The following is a 20,862-nucleotide window of genomic DNA, read 5'->3' as shown; positions in this document are numbered from 1 at the left end:
CTAACTAACCAATTGGCATAAAAAAACCCTAGATAAACTAGGGTATTACAAGTTATCAGTTAATAAATGAAATGATTAACTATTTTTTCTTTGCTTTGCTTTTGTACTCATCATAATACTCTTGTGCAAGTTTACGCATTGACAAACCAATCGCTGCATATTGATATTCATTTAAGTTCGCTAAAGATGCGCGAGCAGAAGGATGTTGCACAGCAAAGCCTTTACCAGGTAATAAAACAACCCCGGCTTCATCAGCTATTCTAAATAACATTTCAGACGGATTCTTATTTTTTAAGATCCATTTAGCAAATTTATCGTCATATAATTCACGACAAATATGTTCAAGATCAATTAAAGTATAATAATCAACACTATTGTTATCCACAGTGTGTTTAAGGCCTAAATGTTGATAAAGAGACGCAGCACGACGACGGATTAATGATTTTAATGCAGCTTTGTAACTTTGATCGGTATCAATCATTTCGCATAATGCAAATAAAACCATCTGCACTTGTTGTGGTGTTGAAAGTCCAGCGGTGTGATTTAATGCAACAGCTCGGCTATCTGCAACTAAACGATCAATAAATTTAAGATTTTCGGGTTCAGTTACAATTGAGCTATAACGTTTATTTAAGACTTGCTTGGTTTTGCTAGGCAATGCTTTAATTTTTCTATCTAAAACATTATCTTTTGTTGTTGCAATAACACCCAAACGCCATCCTGTAGCCCCAAAATATTTAGAAAATGAATAAACTAAAATGGTATTTTTAGGACAAATCGCAAATAAAGATTGGAAATCATCAGCAAAGGTACCATAAACGTCATCGGTTAATATAATAAGATCTGGACGTTTTTTAACAATATCAGCAATGATTTTTAATCCTTTATCATCTATTTTTACGGATGGTGGATTGGAAGGGTTGACCAAAAAGAAGGCTTTTATAGAGGGATCTTCAAGTTTACGCAATTCTGACTCTGGATACTGCCAATTAGCATCAGGATCAGAGTTGATCAACACCTCAACCAATTGATAATCGTTTAGTTCTGGAATTTCAAGATAAGGTGTAAAGATCGGAGCACCAATGGCAATTTTATCCCCTTTTTGGATTAAATTATTTTCTTTCATAGAATTAAATATATATGCCATAGCGGCGGTACCGCCCTCAACAGCAAACAAGTCAAGATCATCTCGATCAAGGTATTGGGCACCCATCTGCTGTAGAACATAAGATTTTACCACTTCTTCGCTAAAACGGAGCATCCTATCAGGAACAGGATAGTTACAACCTAAAATGCCTTCAACCATCTCTTGTAAAAAAGCATTTTCATCAAGCCCAAGTTGATCACGAATATAAGAAAATGCTTTACCTAAAAACGATACGCCTTCTTTATTATAATTTTGGCGAATAAAATGTTCGAAGCGCCCTGTTAATCCCGCTTTAATTGGAAATCCGCCAACTCCTTCATTTAAATAAGAATAGGACATTTCAGATTCTTGTGTTGCAAAGATCCCTAATTGGAAAAAAGCTTGTCTTGGCCAAATAGCTAAAAAATTAGGGTTACCTCTGCCTGCATTTAACATGGCTCGATCAGCATGGCTTTGTGCCAGTTTAATTAAGTTATCTTTTAACTCAAAGGGACTTAAATTAGCATACTTAGCATATTGTGTTTGGTTCTTCATATTCTGTATCCTTAAAGTTAGATTGTAATTAAACAAAGGCCACAACCAATGGTCCTAATAAAGTCAGGAATACATTAGCCAAAGCATAAGTGATAGCAAAAGAGTTTGTTGGTGTAGAGTTACCCGCTTTGTTAAGAACTTCACCAAAAGCAGGATTAGCGCTACGAGCTCCAGCTAGAGCACCAGCAAATACAGCAGCATTTTTGTAACCAAGAATATATTTACCAAAGTAAATTGCGAGTAACATTGGTAACACTGTGACCACAACACCAATTAAGAATAATGACAATCCTTGTTCGCGAATAGTATTGATAGCTTGCAGGCCTGAACTTAACCCTACTACCGCAACAAAGCCAGCTAAACCAAAATCTTTTAACAATTGCACCGCACCGGTTGGAATATTACCAATAGTTTGATGAAGTGAACGGAACCAACCGAATAACAAACCTGAAAGCAACGCCCCACCACCAGCACCTAAGGTAATTGGAATATCACTAACACGGATAACAATTAAACCAATTATCAGACCAACTACTAAACCTAAACCATGGAATATCCAGTCTGTTTTTTCACTTTTTGTGATTGGTGCACCTATTTTATCAATCACACGACGAAGATCACTATCGGTACCATAGATGGTGATTACATCACCTAATTTGAAATGGAAATCGTTATTAAGCGGCAGTGTTTGTCCATCACGATGGATAGCGACAAGATAGATGCCATGTTTTAATTGCATTACTTCATCAGATGATAACACTTGTGATAAACTTTGACCGACATAACGAGAGTTACGCATTTCAACATCTTGTGTATTCATCACAACATCCATACCTGAAGCAGAATCCACTTCCGAACCAAGAAGATCATTGGCCTGTATCATGGCATCACGGTGACCGACCACCAAAATGATATCTTTAGCTTTTATTAAGGTATCAGGTGATGCTTCCAAAATTTTATTGCCACGTTTGATACGTTCAACACTAATACCATTAACTGTTTTTTCGATATCAGACACGCTTTGGTTAATCTTATTAGTGACACGATATAACCGACCACTAATATCGGATAAAGCAAAATTTTGGTTAGCACCTAATAATAGCGAACCATGAAGCTGTTCAGCTTGAGCCTTAATAGCATCATCGCCAATATCTCGCCCCATTATTTTTGGTAAAATATTAACACAGATGATGATCGCACCGAGTGAACCAAAAATATAAGTTACCGCATAACCAATGGTAACATTACCTTGTAATCGGCTAAGTTCTTCAGGACTAACACCTAATTGAGTTAATGCATCAGACGCGGTACCCATAATGGCCGATTGTGTTAAACCACCTGCCGCTAAACCTGCTGCAAGCCCTTTATCTAAATGAAATACTTTGGCAAGCACAACTACAGTAATTAGACCTGCAACCGCAATAAAAAGTGCTAAAAAAATTTCACGAAGTGTTTTAACACCTAATGAACGGAAAAATTGTGGACCACTTTCAAATCCAACCGCATAAATAAACAGAGCAAAAAGAACGGCTTTAACGCCAGCATCAACAGTAACGCCAAAAACACTTAAAGCAACAGCAACTAATAACGATCCTGCTACGCCACCTAGTTGAAATTTACCAATCCGAATACCACCGATTAAATACCCTAAACTTAATGATAAAAACAAAAGTATTTCTGGTGAGTGTTTGAGTCCATCTAAAATCCAGTTAAAAAGCCATTGAAACATAATAATTGTCCTCAAGCGCTATGATTAATGATTTATAGAAAAGATAAATAAAGGAATGGAACGATATTCATGGGAATATATGAATATGGCTATATATTAAACTTCAATGCAAAGAATAGAAAGTCAATTTTAACGATTAATATTATTGCTAGAAAGTAACAAAGTCCTTAGAAAAAAATGAGATGAATAAATTCAAAGAGTTATTCAACTTAAAAATAGATATTATTCATTAAGATACATATTCCATTACCAAAATTAAAAAAAGATGACTAACTTATATGGCAATAAATAAACAAAATATTTTATCTAACAATAACATTTTTATTTTTTCATGAATAGTTATAATAAATATTCAGGTTTAAATTTGAGCGTAATAAACAATAAAAAACCCGCAAAAGCGGGTTATATTTAAATGATTGAATAAAAAATTATTGCATAAATGGTTATTCTAAGCCCGATTTAAAATACTTAGCTAATAGAGCATTTAATGTTGATAGTTTCTTGATTTTAGCAATAGTTTTTGAATCTATTTTCTTTTCCACATTTTTTCGTGAACCATAAAATCTTACTTTCACATCATTTTTATCATTAAGTGAATTGATATAAGATACGAATTGATTATTTAGAATAAATTTAGTCCACTCATATACAGTAGTGCCGCTTTTACTCTTGAAGGACAAGTCACTGGTTGATTCATATATATTATCGTTTTGTAATATTTTAAAATCATCGATAAATAATCGTTCCTTGCTACTAAGTATGGCAGTAACGGTTGTGGTATATAATTTTTCTTTAAAAATAAAGGATTCGATACTCAAAGGTTCGCTTTTTAACTCGACCTTAATAATATTATTTTGAGCATTATAGGTAAAATTAATATTATCAGTATTAATAATATTAATAAATTGATGTAAATCATCTGGGTTAGTTATTTTTTCTGATAGGGATAAAAGCCCATTAAGATCAGCATTGTGTAATCTTAGACCATTTGAAAATGTGATGATATAAATATCTTTCGATTTTGGATCTGTTTCGACTTTAGCCACATATAAATCATCTATATTAGGTAATTTAATTTCTTTTAACTTCTCAATCTGATCTAATCGTTTTTGATAATTTTTTACACTCACTATCTGATCATAAGAATTGAGATCATTAAGATAAAGAACTTCCCCATTTTTCAAAACCAACTTAAAGTAAATTTTATTTCCAACTTTGACCTCTTTATCCAAATAACCTTCCATTCCGTTATATTTTTTGTAAGAAGGATAAAATAGTGAACGTGTATTAGGTTCAGAATATAAACCACCATATTTTTTGAGGTTAATAGCATCAGCGGAATATTGATCAAAAACAAAAATATCTTTATCTATTGGATTATATTTTTCTTTTTTAATTGCAGATGATGAAAACGAAACAACACTTAATATAAGAAACAAACAACAAAAAAACTTTTTCATACCATTATTATCCTTAATCCTTATTATTTTTCGGTAATAGTATGTTATTTAACCTTTTTTGGCAATAAAAAATCCCATTCCTATCAGGAATTTTGAATTTTAATAGATGTAAAAAATAATGCTTAGTAATATTTTTTATTAGTGAAATTTAAGCGTGAACTTTTGGGGCGAAGTATTTACTTATGTTTAATGAATAAACATCTAATTTTCACATAATAAAGAAAAGGGCTACTAAAGCCCATTTCCTTGTCTAAACAATAATCTTTCAACACTTTTGACTACATTTTTGGAAATTTTTTCAGACAGCTTTTGTTTACGTTGAAAACTGACTGAGATAATTTTATGTGTATCAAGATGTGATAAAATAAAATCATCACTGGTACTGATTTGGTCAACTAAACCTTTATCTTTCGCTTGAGCTGCAAACCAATGTTCGCCTGTTGCCACTTGCTCAATATCAACATTAGGGCGATACTCTTTAACAAAGTCTTTGAATAACAGATGTGTCTCTTCTAATTCTTGCTTAAATTTTTGGCGTCCTTCATCGGTGTTTTCACCAAACATAGTCAGTGTACGCTTATATTCACCGGCTGTTTGTAGTTCGATATCGACATCATGCTTTTTAAGTAAGCGGTTAAAGTTTGGAATTTGAGCAACCACACCTATTGAACCAACAATAGCAAAGGGTGCAGCAACGATTTTATTGGCAGTACACGCCATCATATAACCACCACTTGCGGCCACTTTATCAACGACAGCAGTAAAAGGAATATTACGCGCTCTAAAACGTAATAATTGTGAAGCAGCTAATCCATAACCATGAACAACACCGCCAGGGCTTTCTAATTTAATGACAACTTGATCTTCTGGTTTGATAATAGCAAGTACGGCTGTGATCTCTTGACGTAACTCTTCAACCTCATGCGCATCCATACTACCGTTAAATGATAATACAAACAGCTTAGGTTTGGCACCATTAGCTGTTGCAACTTTTATTTGTAGGTTAGGGTTATCAGTAATGTTGGTTTCAGTAACTTGGTTATTATTTTTATTCTGTTTTTGTTTAATGGCTAATTTTGCCTGCTTTTTCTCAAGTTTTTTCTGTTTTTTGAGATCTTTCGTGTACTGCTTAGCTTCAAACTCATCCATGCTCGACATCAATACATCATCTTTAATTTGTTCATATTCCTGACTGATGTCTTTAACAGATAAACGCCCAGAAACGGTTGATAATTTGCGACGTTGACTTAAGATAAAAATAAGAATAGACAAAATAGCAATTACCACTGTTGCTGTTTCTGCCAAGAAGAGAGCATATTGTGAAAACCAATTCATTTAACAATTTTCCTTTGATTGAATATATTGCATCATTATAACAATATAATTAGGAATTGTGCCGAAAATCGATAAAGATAAAATTGTCGCTTTATTCGGCAATTTAAATTATTTATACTGATACCTCAAAATTATAATTAAATGAGAATTACTATGTCCTTACGTCCAATTACTGAAATCGCAGAACAATATAATATTCCTGAACAATACGTGTTACCTTATGGTAAACATGTCGCAAAAATCGATTTATCAATTCTTAAATCAAATCAAAACAAACCAAAAGGTAAATTGATATTGGTTACCGCCATTACCCCAACTCCTCTTGGTGAAGGTAAAACCGTTAATACAATTGGACTGAGTGAAGGATTAAATTACATTGGTAAAACAGCCATCGCCTGTATTCGTCAACCAAGTTTAGGTCCAGTGTTTGGTGTAAAAGGTGGTGCTGCTGGTGGTGGTCAGGCCGAAGTTTTACCTATGGAAACTTTAAATTTACATTTAACAGGCGATATTCACGCTATCACAGCAGCTCATGATTTAGCATCAGCGGCACTAGATGCACGCCTTTATCATGAAGAACGATTGGGCGATGAGTTTACGGCACAAACGGGTTTACAGCGTTTAAATATTGATGTCAATCGTATTGTTTGGAAACGTGTAATTGATCACAATGATCGTGCATTACGTCATATCAATGTTGGCGTTGGTGGTGGCGTAAATGGGATTGAACGCCGTGATGGTTTTGAAATTACTGCGGCATCAGAACTGATGGCAATTTTAGCATTAGCGTCTGATTTACATGACATGCGTGCGCGTATTGGTCGAATTATTTTAGCCTATAACACTCAAGGTGAACCTATTACCGCAGAACAACTTGAAGTTGCGGGTGCAATGACGGTACTATTAAAAAATGCCATCAATCCGAATTTAATGCAAACCGTCGAACAGACCCCGGTGTTAATTCATGCTGGGCCTTTTGCTAATATTGCCCATGGTAACTCTTCAGTAATTGCTGACCGCATTGCTTTGCAACTTGCTGATTATGTTATTACTGAAGCTGGATTTGGATCGGATATGGGAATGGAAAAATTCTTCAATATCAAATACCGTCAAGCAGGTATCAAAGCGTCTTGTGTGGTGTTAGTTGCAACGGTACGCAGCCTTAAATCAAACAGTGGTAAATATAACATTAAACCAGGACAAGCCATTCCAAAAGAGATATCAGAATCGAATGTCGAACTACTCGAAATTGGTGCCGCTAACTTAGCATGGCATATTAACAATGCGAAAAGTTATGGTTTACAGGTGATTGTTGCTATCAACCGTTTTCCTCATGATAGTGATGAAGAACTTGCTTTCTTACAAAAATATGCCATTGAACATGGTGCGTTCGCTTGTGAAGTTAGTGAAGTATTTACCCAAGGTGGTAAAGGTGCTGAAAAACTGGCACACCATGTTATTAAAGCGTGTGATGCGCCAAGTGAAATTAAGCTACCTTATCCAGATAACATGCCTTTAATCGACAAAATTCAAACAATGGTAAAAAAATATGGTGCCAACAAAGCTAATCTTTCTGAAAAGGCGCTTGAAAATATCAAAGAGATTCAAGCATTAAAACTGGATCATCTACCTCTTTGTATTGCCAAAACACCCATGTCAATCAGTGCTGATGCGAATTTAAAAAATGTACCAACTGATTTTGATGTTGATATCAGTCATTTAGCGATTTCTGCTGGTGCTGGATTTATTCGCGTCTATGCTGGTAATGTTATGACGATGCCAGGACTTGGTACTAATCCAGCTTATCGACAAATTGATATTGACAAAGATGGTAATATTGTAGGTTTAAGTTAATGCAAGAAGTTATTATGCAAACCAAACAACAATATAAAGCTTTTATTGATGAAGAAAATTGTATTGGCTGTGGCAAATGTATCCGCGTTTGCCCGACCGATGCCATTGTCGGCAGCAAACAAGTATTACACACCATATTACCGCAGTTATGTACTTCGTGTAGTAATTGCATCAATACTTGCCCAACAGACTGTATTACATTAAGTACATTAGGTACAGCGCTAAGTGAAAATGAAGAATTACAACTCACTGAGAAAAAACAGCAACGATTAAATTACAATCAACTTGTGCCGCCAACCATACTATTTCCGCGCACAATGGCTGTTAATCACAGTAACCAAACGAGTCAACAAGATCGTAAACAATCTATTGCTGATGCGATTGCCAGAGTTAAAGCCAAAAAAAACCTCGCTAAATAGCGAGGTCTTTTATTCAGTAGTTATAACCTGTAATTGAATTGATTTATTACAGATTATTCACTAAGGTTAGTCTTTATTATTGTTTCTAAACGCACGTTTACGGTCATTCTCAGTTAAATGACGCTTACGTAAACGGATAGATAGTGGTGTTACTTCCACTAATTCATCATCATCAATAAATTCTAACGCTTGTTCTAATGACATTTTAACTGGCGGTGAAAGTGTCGTTGCTTCATCAGTACCAGATGCACGCATATTAGTTAATTTTTTACCAGTTAAACAGTTAACGGTTAAATCATTTGAACGAGTATGAATACCAATAATTTGACCTTCATAAACTTCAGCACCATGACCTAAGAATAATTTACCACGATCTTGCAAGCTATAAAGCGCATAAGCTAGTGCTTTACCAGTACCGTTTGAAATCATAACACCATTAATTCGTTGACCAATTTCGCCTGGACGTACATCGTCATAATGACTAAATGTAGAATAAAGCAAACCTGTACCTGATGTCATCGTCATAAATTCAGTTCTAAAACCGATAAGACCACGACTTGGAATAACATAATCTAAACGCACACGACCTTTACCATCAGGTAACATATTAGTTAGATCACCTTTACGTAAACCAAGTGCTTCCATCACTGAACCTTGATGTTGTTCTTCAATATCAAGAGTTACTTGTTCAAATGGTTCTTGTCTTTTACCGTCGATCTCTTTGAAGATTACTTTAGGACGAGAAACTCCAAGTTCATAACCTTCACGGCGCATATTTTCAATTAATACGGATAAGTGTAATTCACCACGACCAGAGACTCTAAATGCGTCAGGGTCTGGTGTTTCTTCAACACGGAGTGCCACATTATGTACAAGTTCTTTCTTCAAGCGCTCAAGAATTTGGCGAGAAGTTACAAATTTACCTTCTTTACCAGCAAAAGGTGAGCTATTAACATTAAAGAACATCGTAACAGTTGGTTCATCAACAGTTAATGGAGGTAGCGCTTCAACACAACTGTTATCACAAATCGTGTCAGAAATACCTAATTCACCAAGACCAGTTAACGCAATAATATCGCCCGCTTCGGCAACTTCTGCTTCATAACGTTGTAAGCCTAAATGACCTAGTACTTGCCCAACTTTACCCGTACGTTTATTACCTTCACTATCAACAATAGTTACTTGTTGATTTGGTTTTACGCGACCACGTTTGATTCGACCGATACCAATTACCCCAACATAATTATTGTAATCAAGTTGAGAAATTTGCATTTGGAATGGCCCATCTAAATCAACTTTTGGTGGCTCAACATGTTTAACGATTGCTTCAAATAATGGCGTCATATCTTCAGCCATATCTTCATGATCTAAACCAGCGATCCCCATTAATGCAGAAGCATAAACAATAGGAAAATCGAGCTGTTCGTCAGTTGCACCTAAGTTTACAAATAGATCGAATACTTGATCAACAACCCAATCAGGTCGAGCACCTGGACGGTCAACTTTATTAATAACTACAATTGGTTTTAAACCATAAGCAAACGCTTTTTGCGTTACAAAACGAGTTTGAGGCATTGGTCCGTCCATAGCATCAACTAGCAGTAACACTGAGTCGACCATTGACATAACACGCTCAACTTCACCACCAAAATCAGCATGGCCTGGGGTATCAACGATATTGATACGATAATCATTCCAGTCAATCGCTGTATTTTTAGCTAAAATGGTAATACCACGCTCTTTTTCAAGCGCATTAGAATCCATTATACGTTCGTTGTCGTCACCACGCAGATTATCTAGCGTACCTGACTGTTTTAATAATTTATCAACCAGAGTTGTTTTACCATGGTCAACGTGCGCAATAATGGCAATATTTCTTAAATTTTCAATCACAATTAAAATCCCAATTAGGAGATAGATTCTTTAGGCGCGATATTGTACACCTTTTTAGCCCAAATGTTGATCTATATCACAAAGTTTATTTAAAAGAACATTATCTCTTGATAAATTCATAAAATACTAATCTATTTTGACAAGAAGTTTCAGATTAACTATACGTTTGAGTATAAAATAGTTCTGCAAATTGATCGACTTTAGCCCAATCAGTATATTCAATGATAGGTTTAGTCACGTCTGTATCACCTTTACCTAACCACATAATGAAACGAACCATATTACGGTCAAACCAATTATATTTTGGATAATAAAGCGCACCAGCAAATACGGCTTTAATGGTTGGTTGCCATGCAATTTTAGCTAAGAATTTTCTTGTATATGAATTCGTTTCAGGGGTATTTTTATGTGGCTTTCTGGCTACAACATTCACACCAAAAAAGCCCGATCTCATTTTATTTAATTGCTGATAATTATTATCAATAAATTTTTTCATTACTTTGCTATAAAATCCATAACGAATAGAACAACCCAACAAAACGGCCTGGTACTTGGTAAGATCGATATTAGTACTAGGTAAAAGTTCAATCACATCACAATCACATTTACCAGCTAATTGATTTTCGATGCGTTGCATAATTTTGAATGTTTGCTTTTCATGAGTGGTATAGAGTAATAAAACTTTCATTTTTTAAATTTCCTATTAAAGGGTTTATACCTGCCACTTTTTACTTCATTTAATAGTGGTTAACTGATTATAAACATAGCAAGAGTAAGCTATTATATATAAACATTGAAAATTAATCAGTACTTTATCTGTACTTATATCATCACAATTAAGTAAGTACGATTAACTTGATTCTCCTTTTTAGAATTTATTATCTTTTTTGTTTAAAAAGTAGAATATAGATCTAACCAATTTTCAACTAATACATGGATTAAGGATTTCCACTGTTTGAGCGTTATCCAAACATTCTAGATAAATCATAATAGCTTTCTTGTCACATTTTAAATAATTTAGAAAGGTCTTAATGAAAAAGCATCCATTACCTTTTTATTAGGTATCTAAACATTGGTTCGTTTTTTTATAGAAATTGAAATTAGACTTAAGTCTTGAATCTATATTGATAATATTTTTTAGAATCTAATTTCACAATTAAAAGAGATAATAATAAAGCTACATTTAACTTTTTTTATGATAAAAATTAATAAATTGTGGATGATTTAATAAAAAAATTTGATTATAGTATTACGCTAATTTAACCTGATCGGAAATGAATATGGTAATTTCATCCCCAAAACTTAGTGCAATTATTTTGGCGGCAGGAAAAGGCACACGGATGTATTCCAACCTTCCTAAAGTGTTACATAAAATCGGCGCTAAACCGATGCTTCAACATGTAATTGATACAGTTAAACAGCTTAATACCAATCGCATCAATGTTGTTTATGGTCATGGTAAACAACAGCTCGAAAATGCGCTTAAAAATCAGCGTGTACAATTAGTCTATCAAGCTCAGCAGCTTGGTACTGGACATGCAGTACAACAAGCTATTCCCTTTATTGAAGATGATGAAGATATCTTAATTTTATATGGCGATACTCCACTTATATCGCTACCAACCCTACAAAATTTAATTGCGAGTAAACCCAAACAAGGTATTGCGTTACTGACCGTTATACTTGATGACCCTACGGGTTACGGACGTATTGAGCGAAAAGATGGCAAGGTTGTTGCAATTGTTGAACAAAAAGATGCTTCACCAGAGCAGCAAAAAATTAATGAAGTCAATACTGGCATTATGTTAGTGACAGGCAAACTGTTAAAAAATTGGCTAGCGCGCTTAACCAATAATAACGCACAAAAAGAGTACTATCTAACTGATGTTATTGCTTTTGCTTACCAGGACGGTTACGAAATATTGACCTCTCATCCAATAGAGCAATTTGAAGTTGAAGGTGTGAATAATCGATTACAGTTAGCCACATTAGAACGACACTATCAACATCAACAAATACGAAACTTATTGCTTGCTGGTGTCACACTACTTGATCCAAACCGTTTTGATTTACGTGGCACACTAACCCATGGTAAAGATGTCGTGATTGATTGTAACGTCATTATTGAAGGTAATGTCAAACTAGGTAACAACGTTACTATTGGTGCAGGCTGTATCCTAAAAGATTGTTGTATTGATGATGATTCAATCATCAGTCCATACAGCATAATTGAAAATTCAACCATTGCACAGCAATGTACAATCGGGCCTTTTGCACGTTTAAGACCAGGTTCAGAGCTTGATGAACAAGTGCACGTTGGCAACTTTGTTGAACTTAAAAAAGCACACTTAGGTAAAGCAACCAAAGCTGGACATTTAAGCTATCTTGGTGATAGCGAAATTGGTTGTAATGTCAACATTGGTGCAGGCACTATTACCTGTAATTATGATGGTGCCAATAAATTTAAAACTATCATTGAAGATGATGTATTTGTGGGTTCAGATACCCAGCTCATTGCCCCAGTTAAAGTTGGTAAAGGCGCAACTATTGCTGCGGGCACCACTGTAACCAATAATGTTAATGATAACGAATTAGTAGTAAGCCGAGTTAGACAAAAGCAATTAAGTGGTTGGAAACGTCCAACCAAAATAAAAAACGAGGGATAAACTATGTGTGGTATTGTGGGCGCTATCGCCAAGCGTGATGTAGCAGAAATATTATTAGAAGGTTTGAAACGATTAGAGTATCGCGGTTATGATTCTGCGGGACTTGCCATTATATCTCCAGAAGGTGAACTGCAACGCATTCGTCGTGTTGGCAAAGTTCAAGCTCTGAAAGATGCTGTGGAAGCACATCCGCTCAAAGGTTCAATCGGTATTGCTCACACTCGCTGGGCAACACACGGTGAACCGATCGAACATAATGCCCATCCACATGTTTCTGGATTTATTACTGTAGTGCATAACGGTATTATTGAAAACTTTGAAACATTACGAGAACAACTTATTGCTAAAGGTTACCAGTTCCGTTCTGAAACCGACACAGAAGTTATTGCTCATCTAATTCATGACATCATTGCCACTGAAGATTGCTCATTATTTGAGGCTGTACAAAAAGCCATACCACAGTTGCGCGGAGCTTATGGTACTGTGATAATGGATACTCGTAATCCTGATATATTAGTCGCTGCCCGTTCTGGAAGCCCATTAGTCATTGGTTGTGGTATGGGCGAAAATTTTATTGCCTCAGATCAGCTTGCATTACTTCCTGTAACACGTCAATTTATCTTTTTGGAAGAAGGTGATATTGCCCTCATTAGTCATCGTACAATCACAATTTTAGATAAAAACTATCAGCAAGTCACCCGCTCTCGTATTGAATCCGATGCTAGATACGACGCAGGTAGTAAAGCGGGTTACAACCACTATATGCAAAAAGAGATCTACGAACAACCTAATGCCATAAAAAATACCCTTGAAGGTCGTATGGCACATGGCAAAGTGGATTTATCAGAACTCGGAGAAGATGCCGAAAATATTTTAAAGCAGGTAGAACATATACAAATTGTCGCATGTGGTACCGCTTATAATGCAGGTATGGTTGCTCGTTATTGGTTTGAAGCATTAGCAGGTATTCCTTGTGATGTTGAAATAGCTTCTGAGTTCCGCTATCGTAACCCAGCACGTCGAAAAAATAGCTTATTTATCACGTTATCGCAATCCGGTGAAACTGCCGACACTTTAGCAGCACTACGATTAGCGAAAGAAAACAGCTACCTAAGTACACTTGCGGTTTGTAATGTGGCAGCCTCAACCCTTGTGCGAGAAGCTGAATTAGTTCTATTAACTAAAGCTGGGGTAGAAATAGGCGTTGCATCCACAAAAGCATTTACGACTCAATTAACGGTATTGCTGTTATTAGTTGCCAAGTTAGGGCGCCTAAATGACATGGCAGAAAGCACCGAACAAGCTATTGTTCACGCGTTACAGACCTTACCAAATCGTATTGAACAAGTATTAATGTGTGAACCGCAAATTAAAAAACTAGCAAGCCAATTTGTTAATAAGCATCACACTCTATTCTTAGGACGAGGCGATGAATACCCAATCGCTATGGAAGCATCATTAAAACTAAAAGAAATCTCGTACATTCATGCTGAAGCATATGCCGCTGGTGAGCTCAAGCACGGCCCTTTAGCATTAATTGATGCAGATATGCCAGTAGTAGTTATGGCTCCTACTAACGAAATGTTGGAAAAACTAAAATCCAACATTGAAGAAGTTCGTGCCCGCGGCGGTCAACTTTATGTATTTGCTGAGCAAGATGCAGGCTTTGTCAGCGACGACACCATGCATATCATCAATTTACCTCATATTGAACAGATCACTGCACCAATCTACTACACGGTACCAACACAATTACTGGCTTACCATGTCGCATTAATCAAAGGTACAGACGTCGATCAACCAAGAAATCTAGCAAAATCAGTAACTGTTGAATAAATTTGCTAAATAAAATTTGAGAACTTAGTTTATAGTTTTGATATGAAATTAAAACTAACGTTCTCAAATTCACTCATTAAAAAACTATGAATAACAACCCTCTTTTGTTGATAATACTGTCAGAATTCACTTACTAATAAATTGCTCGTTCTTTCACCCCAAAACCACTTTATTTATAAATCTGCTTTTATTTTGTATAAATATTATATTTTTTTGTTATTTAAAACAGATACAAAATAATATTTTTATTGGGTTATTTTGTTGAAAGGAAAGAAGAAATGAGTGAAGTAGAAATGAATAGATTAATATTAATTGGAAATGGCTTTGATTTGGCACATGGATTGGAAACATCCTTTAATAATTTTATTAATTATTGCGCTTTTGAAATGTTAAATGTAATAAGCAAAAAATATAAAAAAAGAAATATAGATAATCACTTTTTAGTTTCAAATGATATAGTTGATATTAATGCCATTAATGAGAATGCTCAAAATCTAAAAAACACTTTGAAATTAGCACAAACAATTATCTGATTAATCATCAGTAAAGAAAATTAAAATCAAAAGCAAATTAAGCCGATAATGGTTTAATTACTATGAGTTATTATCGATTAAAATCAAACAACCATCTAAAACCATTATCATAAAATCTATGCCAAACTTTCTTAAAATCATTTATCCGTATTAACAATGTGATCTAAATCACAAAACCATAAAATACCCTATATTTTGAAGTGTGATAAAGATCACATTTACTATTTTTTTTAGATGAATATGGTTAATAAACCCCTCTACAATAACAGCATCATGATTATATCAATCAACAAGGAAAGATTAATTTTATGACTACATCAAATATTAAATTAAAAGTCCAAAACTTTGGGCGATTCTTAAGTAATATGGTGATGCCTAATATCGGGGCTTTTATTGCTTGGGGATTTATTACCGCAATTTTTATTCCAACAGGTTGGTGTCCTAATGAAAACGTGGCCAAACTTGTTGCCCCAATGATTACTTATTTATTACCACTATTAATTGGATACAGTGGTGGAAAATTAGTTCATGGCGAACGCGGAGGCGTTGTTGGTGCCATAACAACCATGGGTGTGGTTGTTGGAGCATCAATTCCAATGTTCTTAGGCGCAATGATTGTTGGTCCATTAGGTGGCTGGATGATTAAACAATTTGATAAAGCCGTAGACGGTAAAATCAAAAGTGGCTTTGAAATGTTAGTAAATAATTTTTCAGCGGGTATTATCGGTATGCTCCTTGCTTTACTATCATTTTTTGCGATAGGACCTTCTGTAGTTGTTGCATCTAGTGTACTAGCGAGTGGCGTTGACTTTATGGTACAACATAATTTATTACCACTCACCTCTATTATTGTTGAACCTGCTAAAATCTTATTTTTAAATAATGCAATTAATCATGGTATATTTTCACCACTTGGTATTCAACAAGCAGCGGAGCAGGCACAATCAATTTTCTTTTTAATTGAAGCAAATCCTGGACCAGGCTTGGGATTATTACTTGCCTATATGTTTTTTGGTAAAGGTGCGGCAAAAGGTTCAGCTAGTGGCGCTGCAGTTATTCACTTCTTTGGTGGTATTCACGAAATTTATTTCCCATATGTGTTAATGAATCCTAGGTTAATTATTGCCATGATTTTAGGTGGTATGACAGGGGTATTTACACTTACCCTTTTTGGTTCAGGTTTAAGTTCCCCCGCTTCACCAGGTTCAATTATTGCCATATTGGCCGTGACACCAAAAACTTCAATGCTTGGTGTAATTGTATCCGTTATGGCCGCGGCAACAGTATCATTCCTTGTCTCAGTAGTATTATTAAAAACAACTAAAAATGCAGATAAAAGTTTTGAAGATGCGCAATCAGATGTTATAGCAATGAAAGATGAATCTAAAGGATTAAAAACAGAAACATTTAATCTTGGTAACGTAACAAAAATTGTTGTCGCGTGCGATGCAGGAATGGGATCGAGTGCAATGGGGGCGGGTGTACTGCGTAAAAAAGTACAAGATGCCAACCTAGATATTAATGTTATCAATCTTGCAATCAACAATCTAACTTCTGATGCCGATATTGTTATTACACACAAAGATTTAACTCAACGAGCAAAACAATATGCACCAAATGCATATCACATCTCATTAACTAATTTCTTAGATAGTGATTTATATAGCCAACTTGTGAACAAATTAATTGCTGCACAAGGCGTTAGTAATACTAATAGTAGTAATATTGCAACATCAACCGATAGTAATCAACCGTTATTTAAATTGACTGAAAAGGATATCTTTTTAGGGTTAACAGCCCAAAATAAAGAAGAGGCAATCCGTTTTGTTGGACAAAAATTAGTAGATAATGGCTATGTTGAACCTGTATATATTGAAGCTATGTTAGAGCGAGAACGATTAACATCGACCTATCTTGGTGAATCTATTGCTGTACCTCATGGCACAATTGAAGCCAAAGACAGTGTAATCAATACTGGTATCGTCTTTTGCCAATATCCTGCTGGGGTAAAATTTGGTGAAGAAGAGGATGACAAAGCCAAAATCGTTATCGGTATTGCCGCACGTAATAATGAACATTTAGATGTGATAGCCAAATTAACTAATGCGTTGGATGATCCAAAAATTATTGCCAAGCTATCAAACACAACTCGCTTTGATGAAGTATTAGCAATATTAAGTTAAATATTACACCACAAATAACTTCCCCGCCTTATTGCGGGAAAGTTGTTTAATTAATTACATTGAATAAAATTAAAGGTAAAAAAATGCAAGCATTACATTTTGGCGCTGGCAACATTGGGCGCGGATTTATCGGTAAACTATTATCAGATGCAGGTGTTCATGTAACGTTTGCTGATGTTAACGAGCAAGTAATTGACGAAATTGCCAAACGTCACCAGTACCCTGTTAATGTAGTGGGCGAACAATCAACCACTGAAATCGTCTACAATGTTGATGCGATTAATAGCTCATCAGACAAAGTGAAAGACTATATTGCGAAAGTCGATTTAGTGACTACCGCAGTGGGACCACAAATTTTAGCTCGCATTGCTGAAAATATGGCAGAAGGATTAATTGCAAGACATCAACAAGCCAACAATGCTCCTCTAAATATTATCGCTTGTGAAAACATGGTCCGAGGAACCAGCCACTTTAAACAAGAAATATTTAAATATATACCTCATGAGCTCCACCAATGGATAAACAGTCATATTGGCTTTGTTGATTCAGCCGTTGACCGTATCGTACCACCGGCAACCTCTAAAACAGGTGATATATTAGAAGTCACGGTTGAAACATTTTCTGAATGGATTGTCGATAAAAATCAATTTGTTGGTAATATTCCACAAATCAAAGGAATGGAGCCAGTTGATAACTTAATGGCATTTGTCGAACGTAAATTATTTACCTTAAATACGGGGCATGCCATTACTGCTTATTTAGGATTTTACAATAACGTTGCAACCATTCGCGATGCCATTTTAGTTGATAATATTCGCGCCGTTGTACAAGGAGCAATGCAGGAGAGCGGTCAAGTACTGATTAAACGTTACAATTTTGACCCAGCTAAACACCAAGCCTATATTGAAAAGATCCTTACGCGCTTTGAAAATCCATATCTCCATGATGATACGGCTCGCGTTGGTCGTCAACCTATTCGCAAATTAGGGTCTGGTGATCGATTGATAAAACCATTACTTGGTACATTTGAATATGGACTAAGTAATAGTAACTTGCTCATCGGTATTGCCGCAGCCTTAAATTATCGCAATGATGAAGATGATCAAGCTACCGACTTAACCCAACAAATTAGCAACAAAGGCGTAGTTCAAACATTTTGCGATATTTCTGGTATTGAAAGCAATAATCCTATTGTTAGTCAAGTTGAACAACTTTATACTGCAATGCAAAATCATCAATATTAATTAGCCAATGCGAGAATCGATATTAGCAGAAGACACAATTCTTGAAAAACTTAACCAGCAAGCTGATATACACAGCTTGCTGGCTGAAGCTATAAAAATGATTAATCATAGTGTTAATCAATTAATTATAAAAGTATTTCGTAAAGAGCCTCACGCCATAAAATTTGTTATACCTTCATTAATTGGTAAAAATGGTCCGCTCAATGATACATCTGTTTGCTTAAAATTACTTTATGCATTAGGCATCATAACACGCGAAGAGTATGAAGATATCGAGCTATTAATAGCCATATTAGACGAACTTGACCATGATGATAAAAAATACACCTATCTCGACGATGAAATATTAGGACCAATTAGTCTTTTACATGATATGGTGTTACCACCTAATTGGGATTCACAACATAAAAAAGCCAAAGAGTCAGGCATTGTCGACACATTAAAGTCATCCATCTATCAAAATCGTTATCAACAAATGATACGCTCTGCATTAATTATTGCCATTACTGATCTGACAGTCAGAATTATTAATAAGCAGAATATTAACTACTTCCCTTAAGAAATTAATGCTAAAAAGATATTTATTTAAGAAAAAACAGATTAATAATTGATTGAATTACTAAGTGCTGATCTTAACAAAGAATGAAAAAGTAGCAGTATCGTAAACAATGTATTCTTGCCAACCGCATACACGTTAAAAAAATTTACCTACACTTTCAATTCTCAATTTAATCATGGCATGCTTATTTTGGATTAGATATCACTTAGACAACAATGCGATAGCTTCTATCAACCTATTAATACAAAATTAATTTTTTAATTTGCAAAATCTTCCATGTTTACTTAAAGTTAAGAAAGTTAATTTAAATCTTAATTTACATACTATAATGACAAATAAAACAGATGGTTATCGATATATAATTTTAATTTCTTGTAAAAAATATTCAGGAATCTATATCATTTCAATATGATTTCAGAATAAAATTAAACTACTACAGCTATATAAATCTATATTAAAAATCCTCAAGGGTTAAAAAAGTTTCCTTTATTTTCCAAAATAACTCGCTATAACAAATATTAAAATTTTTTTATTCATTCATTACGATGGGCTCGAATTTATACTGCGTTTTTTCAGTTACCAATTCATCAAGTTTATCTAAAAATAGTTTAATTTCATTATTTTTATAATAAGGAGAATGGTCATTCCAGATAACGCAATCATTTAGTTTAAAACAGCTTTCTATTTTATATCCATCTTTGCCATTTTCTCTCGGATCTGAAAAATGAGAGCCTTTTAAAAACAAAGTTGGAAATAATTTGAAATAATCATGTTTACCTTTGTATTTGGTTTCGTTATTTTGTGTTAAACATTGAATTTCGCCATTAGTTAGCTGGCATATTTTGTTTGCGTATTTAATTATTGCATTATTGGTAATTTTGTATAATAACGTTTCATTAAAAGGATAAGCGCTCAATTTATAGATATTAACTTCAGTTAAATCCTTTTTATCAAAAATCGCCTTAGTTGGTAGTTGACGAGATTGATGATAAGATAAATCATCCTTATCCATTAAAATCATTTGCATTTTATCATATAAAGTATTAAATTCCTGCGGATAAGATTCTCTATTCCATCTATTACAGCTTCCATCCGTAAAACAGATTTCTAATTCCGACTCATCATTATCAGCATTATCAGCATTCTCGGGAGTGACATAATAAGATTTCGTTAAAAAAACATCTGGCACAAAATCATTAATATTATTATGCACTAAATATAAGCGTTCTTTAGGACAATAAAATGAATTACAATTTACCTTATCTTCTATTAATAAGAAGTTAACAGTGAATTTAACTCTTGGAAAAATTATGATTTCAGCCGACCAATATTCTCGTGGTTCAAAAATGAAATTATACATAGTGACGGATATAATATTTTTACGTTTATGCATATCTGCTTCAGCAATAAAGCTAATTAGAAAAAACATCAATAATATTTTATAAAACAGGCTTGTTAACTTCATAAGGT

15 protein-coding genes are annotated in these 20,862 nt (G+C 34.5%); 8 read left to right on the top strand and 7 right to left on the bottom strand.

Going from position 1 to position 20,862, the window contains the following annotated elements:
• Positions 1–79: 79 nt before the first annotated feature.
• From GAPWK_RS03105 to sohB, 4 genes are all read right to left on the bottom strand, one after another.
• Positions 80–1,681, bottom strand: coding sequence for a bifunctional aspartate transaminase/aspartate 4-decarboxylase (locus GAPWK_RS03105; protein ID WP_025314832.1), 1,602 nt, complete (start codon positions 1,679–1,681; stop codon positions 80–82).
• 28 nt (positions 1,682–1,709) lie between these two features.
• Positions 1,710–3,410, bottom strand: a complete 1,701-nt coding sequence (gene aspT, locus GAPWK_RS03100) for an aspartate-alanine antiporter (protein WP_025314831.1) — start codon at positions 3,408–3,410, stop codon at positions 1,710–1,712.
• Positions 3,411–3,853: 443 nt separating this feature from the next.
• Positions 3,854–4,870, bottom strand: coding sequence for a hypothetical protein (locus GAPWK_RS03095; protein WP_025314830.1), 1,017 nt, complete (start codon positions 4,868–4,870; stop codon positions 3,854–3,856).
• 231 nt (positions 4,871–5,101) lie between these two features.
• Positions 5,102–6,205 carry a protease SohB gene (gene sohB, locus GAPWK_RS03090; protein ID WP_025314829.1) on the bottom strand — a complete coding sequence of 368 codons (1,104 nt, stop codon included), beginning with the start codon at positions 6,203–6,205 and terminating at the stop codon, positions 5,102–5,104.
• A 153-nt stretch (positions 6,206–6,358) separates the two neighbouring features.
• On the opposite strand from sohB, the gene GAPWK_RS03085 reads away from it, so the two are divergent.
• Together GAPWK_RS03085 and GAPWK_RS03080 are read left to right on the top strand one after the other, a co-directional pair.
• Positions 6,359–8,059 carry a formate--tetrahydrofolate ligase gene (locus tag GAPWK_RS03085; protein WP_025314828.1) on the top strand — a complete coding sequence of 567 codons (1,701 nt, stop codon included), beginning with the start codon at positions 6,359–6,361 and terminating at the stop codon, positions 8,057–8,059.
• Complete coding sequence (locus tag GAPWK_RS03080; RefSeq protein ID WP_025314827.1) at positions 8,059–8,478, top strand: RnfABCDGE type electron transport complex subunit B; 420 nt, start codon at positions 8,059–8,061, stop codon at positions 8,476–8,478. The genes GAPWK_RS03085 and GAPWK_RS03080 overlap by 1 nt, the downstream gene beginning before the upstream one ends.
• Positions 8,479–8,544: 66 nt before the next feature.
• Here the strand turns inward: GAPWK_RS03080 and typA are convergent, their stop codons facing one another.
• Complete coding sequence (gene typA / locus GAPWK_RS03075) at positions 8,545–10,371, bottom strand: translational GTPase TypA (protein ID WP_025314826.1); 1,827 nt, start codon at positions 10,369–10,371, stop codon at positions 8,545–8,547.
• Positions 10,372–10,525: 154 nt separating this feature from the next.
• On the bottom strand, positions 10,526–11,059 hold the full coding sequence (hemG, locus tag GAPWK_RS03070; protein ID WP_025314825.1) for a menaquinone-dependent protoporphyrinogen IX dehydrogenase: 534 nt from the start codon (positions 11,057–11,059) through the stop codon (positions 10,526–10,528).
• A 598-nt stretch (positions 11,060–11,657) separates the two neighbouring features.
• On the opposite strand from hemG, the gene glmU reads away from it, so the two are divergent.
• The 6 genes from glmU (at position 11,658) to GAPWK_RS03040 (ending at position 19,392) form a co-directional block, all read left to right on the top strand.
• Entirely contained in the window at positions 11,658–13,037 is a 1,380-nt protein-coding gene (gene glmU / locus GAPWK_RS14715) for a bifunctional UDP-N-acetylglucosamine diphosphorylase/glucosamine-1-phosphate N-acetyltransferase GlmU (protein WP_025314824.1), read from the top strand.
• A 3-nt stretch (positions 13,038–13,040) separates the two neighbouring features.
• A complete protein-coding gene (glmS, locus tag GAPWK_RS14710) occupies positions 13,041–14,873 on the top strand; it encodes a glutamine--fructose-6-phosphate transaminase (isomerizing) (protein WP_025314823.1) in 1,833 nt (610 codons plus the stop codon).
• 278 nt (positions 14,874–15,151) lie between these two features.
• On the top strand, positions 15,152–15,406 hold the full coding sequence (locus GAPWK_RS15030) for an AbiH family protein (protein WP_025314822.1): 255 nt from the start codon (positions 15,152–15,154) through the stop codon (positions 15,404–15,406).
• Between the two features lie 308 nt (positions 15,407–15,714).
• Complete coding sequence (locus tag GAPWK_RS03050) at positions 15,715–17,589, top strand: PTS mannitol transporter subunit IICBA (protein WP_025314821.1); 1,875 nt, start codon at positions 15,715–15,717, stop codon at positions 17,587–17,589.
• Positions 17,590–17,672: 83 nt separating this feature from the next.
• On the top strand, positions 17,673–18,833 hold the full coding sequence (locus GAPWK_RS03045) for a mannitol-1-phosphate 5-dehydrogenase (protein ID WP_025314820.1): 1,161 nt from the start codon (positions 17,673–17,675) through the stop codon (positions 18,831–18,833).
• Positions 18,834–18,840: 7 nt separating this feature from the next.
• Positions 18,841–19,392: an MltR family transcriptional regulator gene (locus GAPWK_RS03040; RefSeq protein WP_025314819.1), complete on the top strand. Its 552-nt coding sequence runs from the start codon at positions 18,841–18,843 to the stop codon at positions 19,390–19,392.
• 529 nt (positions 19,393–19,921) lie between these two features.
• Here the strand turns inward: GAPWK_RS03040 and GAPWK_RS03035 are convergent.
• Positions 19,922–20,857 carry a hypothetical protein gene (locus GAPWK_RS03035; protein ID WP_025314818.1) on the bottom strand — a complete coding sequence of 312 codons (936 nt, stop codon included), beginning with the start codon at positions 20,855–20,857 and terminating at the stop codon, positions 19,922–19,924.
• Positions 20,858–20,862: the final 5 nt, after the last annotated feature.

Source organism: Gilliamella apicola (assembly GCF_000599985.1).
In the GTDB taxonomy this organism is placed as follows: domain Bacteria; phylum Pseudomonadota; class Gammaproteobacteria; order Enterobacterales; family Orbaceae; genus Gilliamella; species Gilliamella apicola.
Note: the sequence above shows the minus strand (reverse complement) of the source record. Positions and strands in the feature narration are given on the sequence as shown.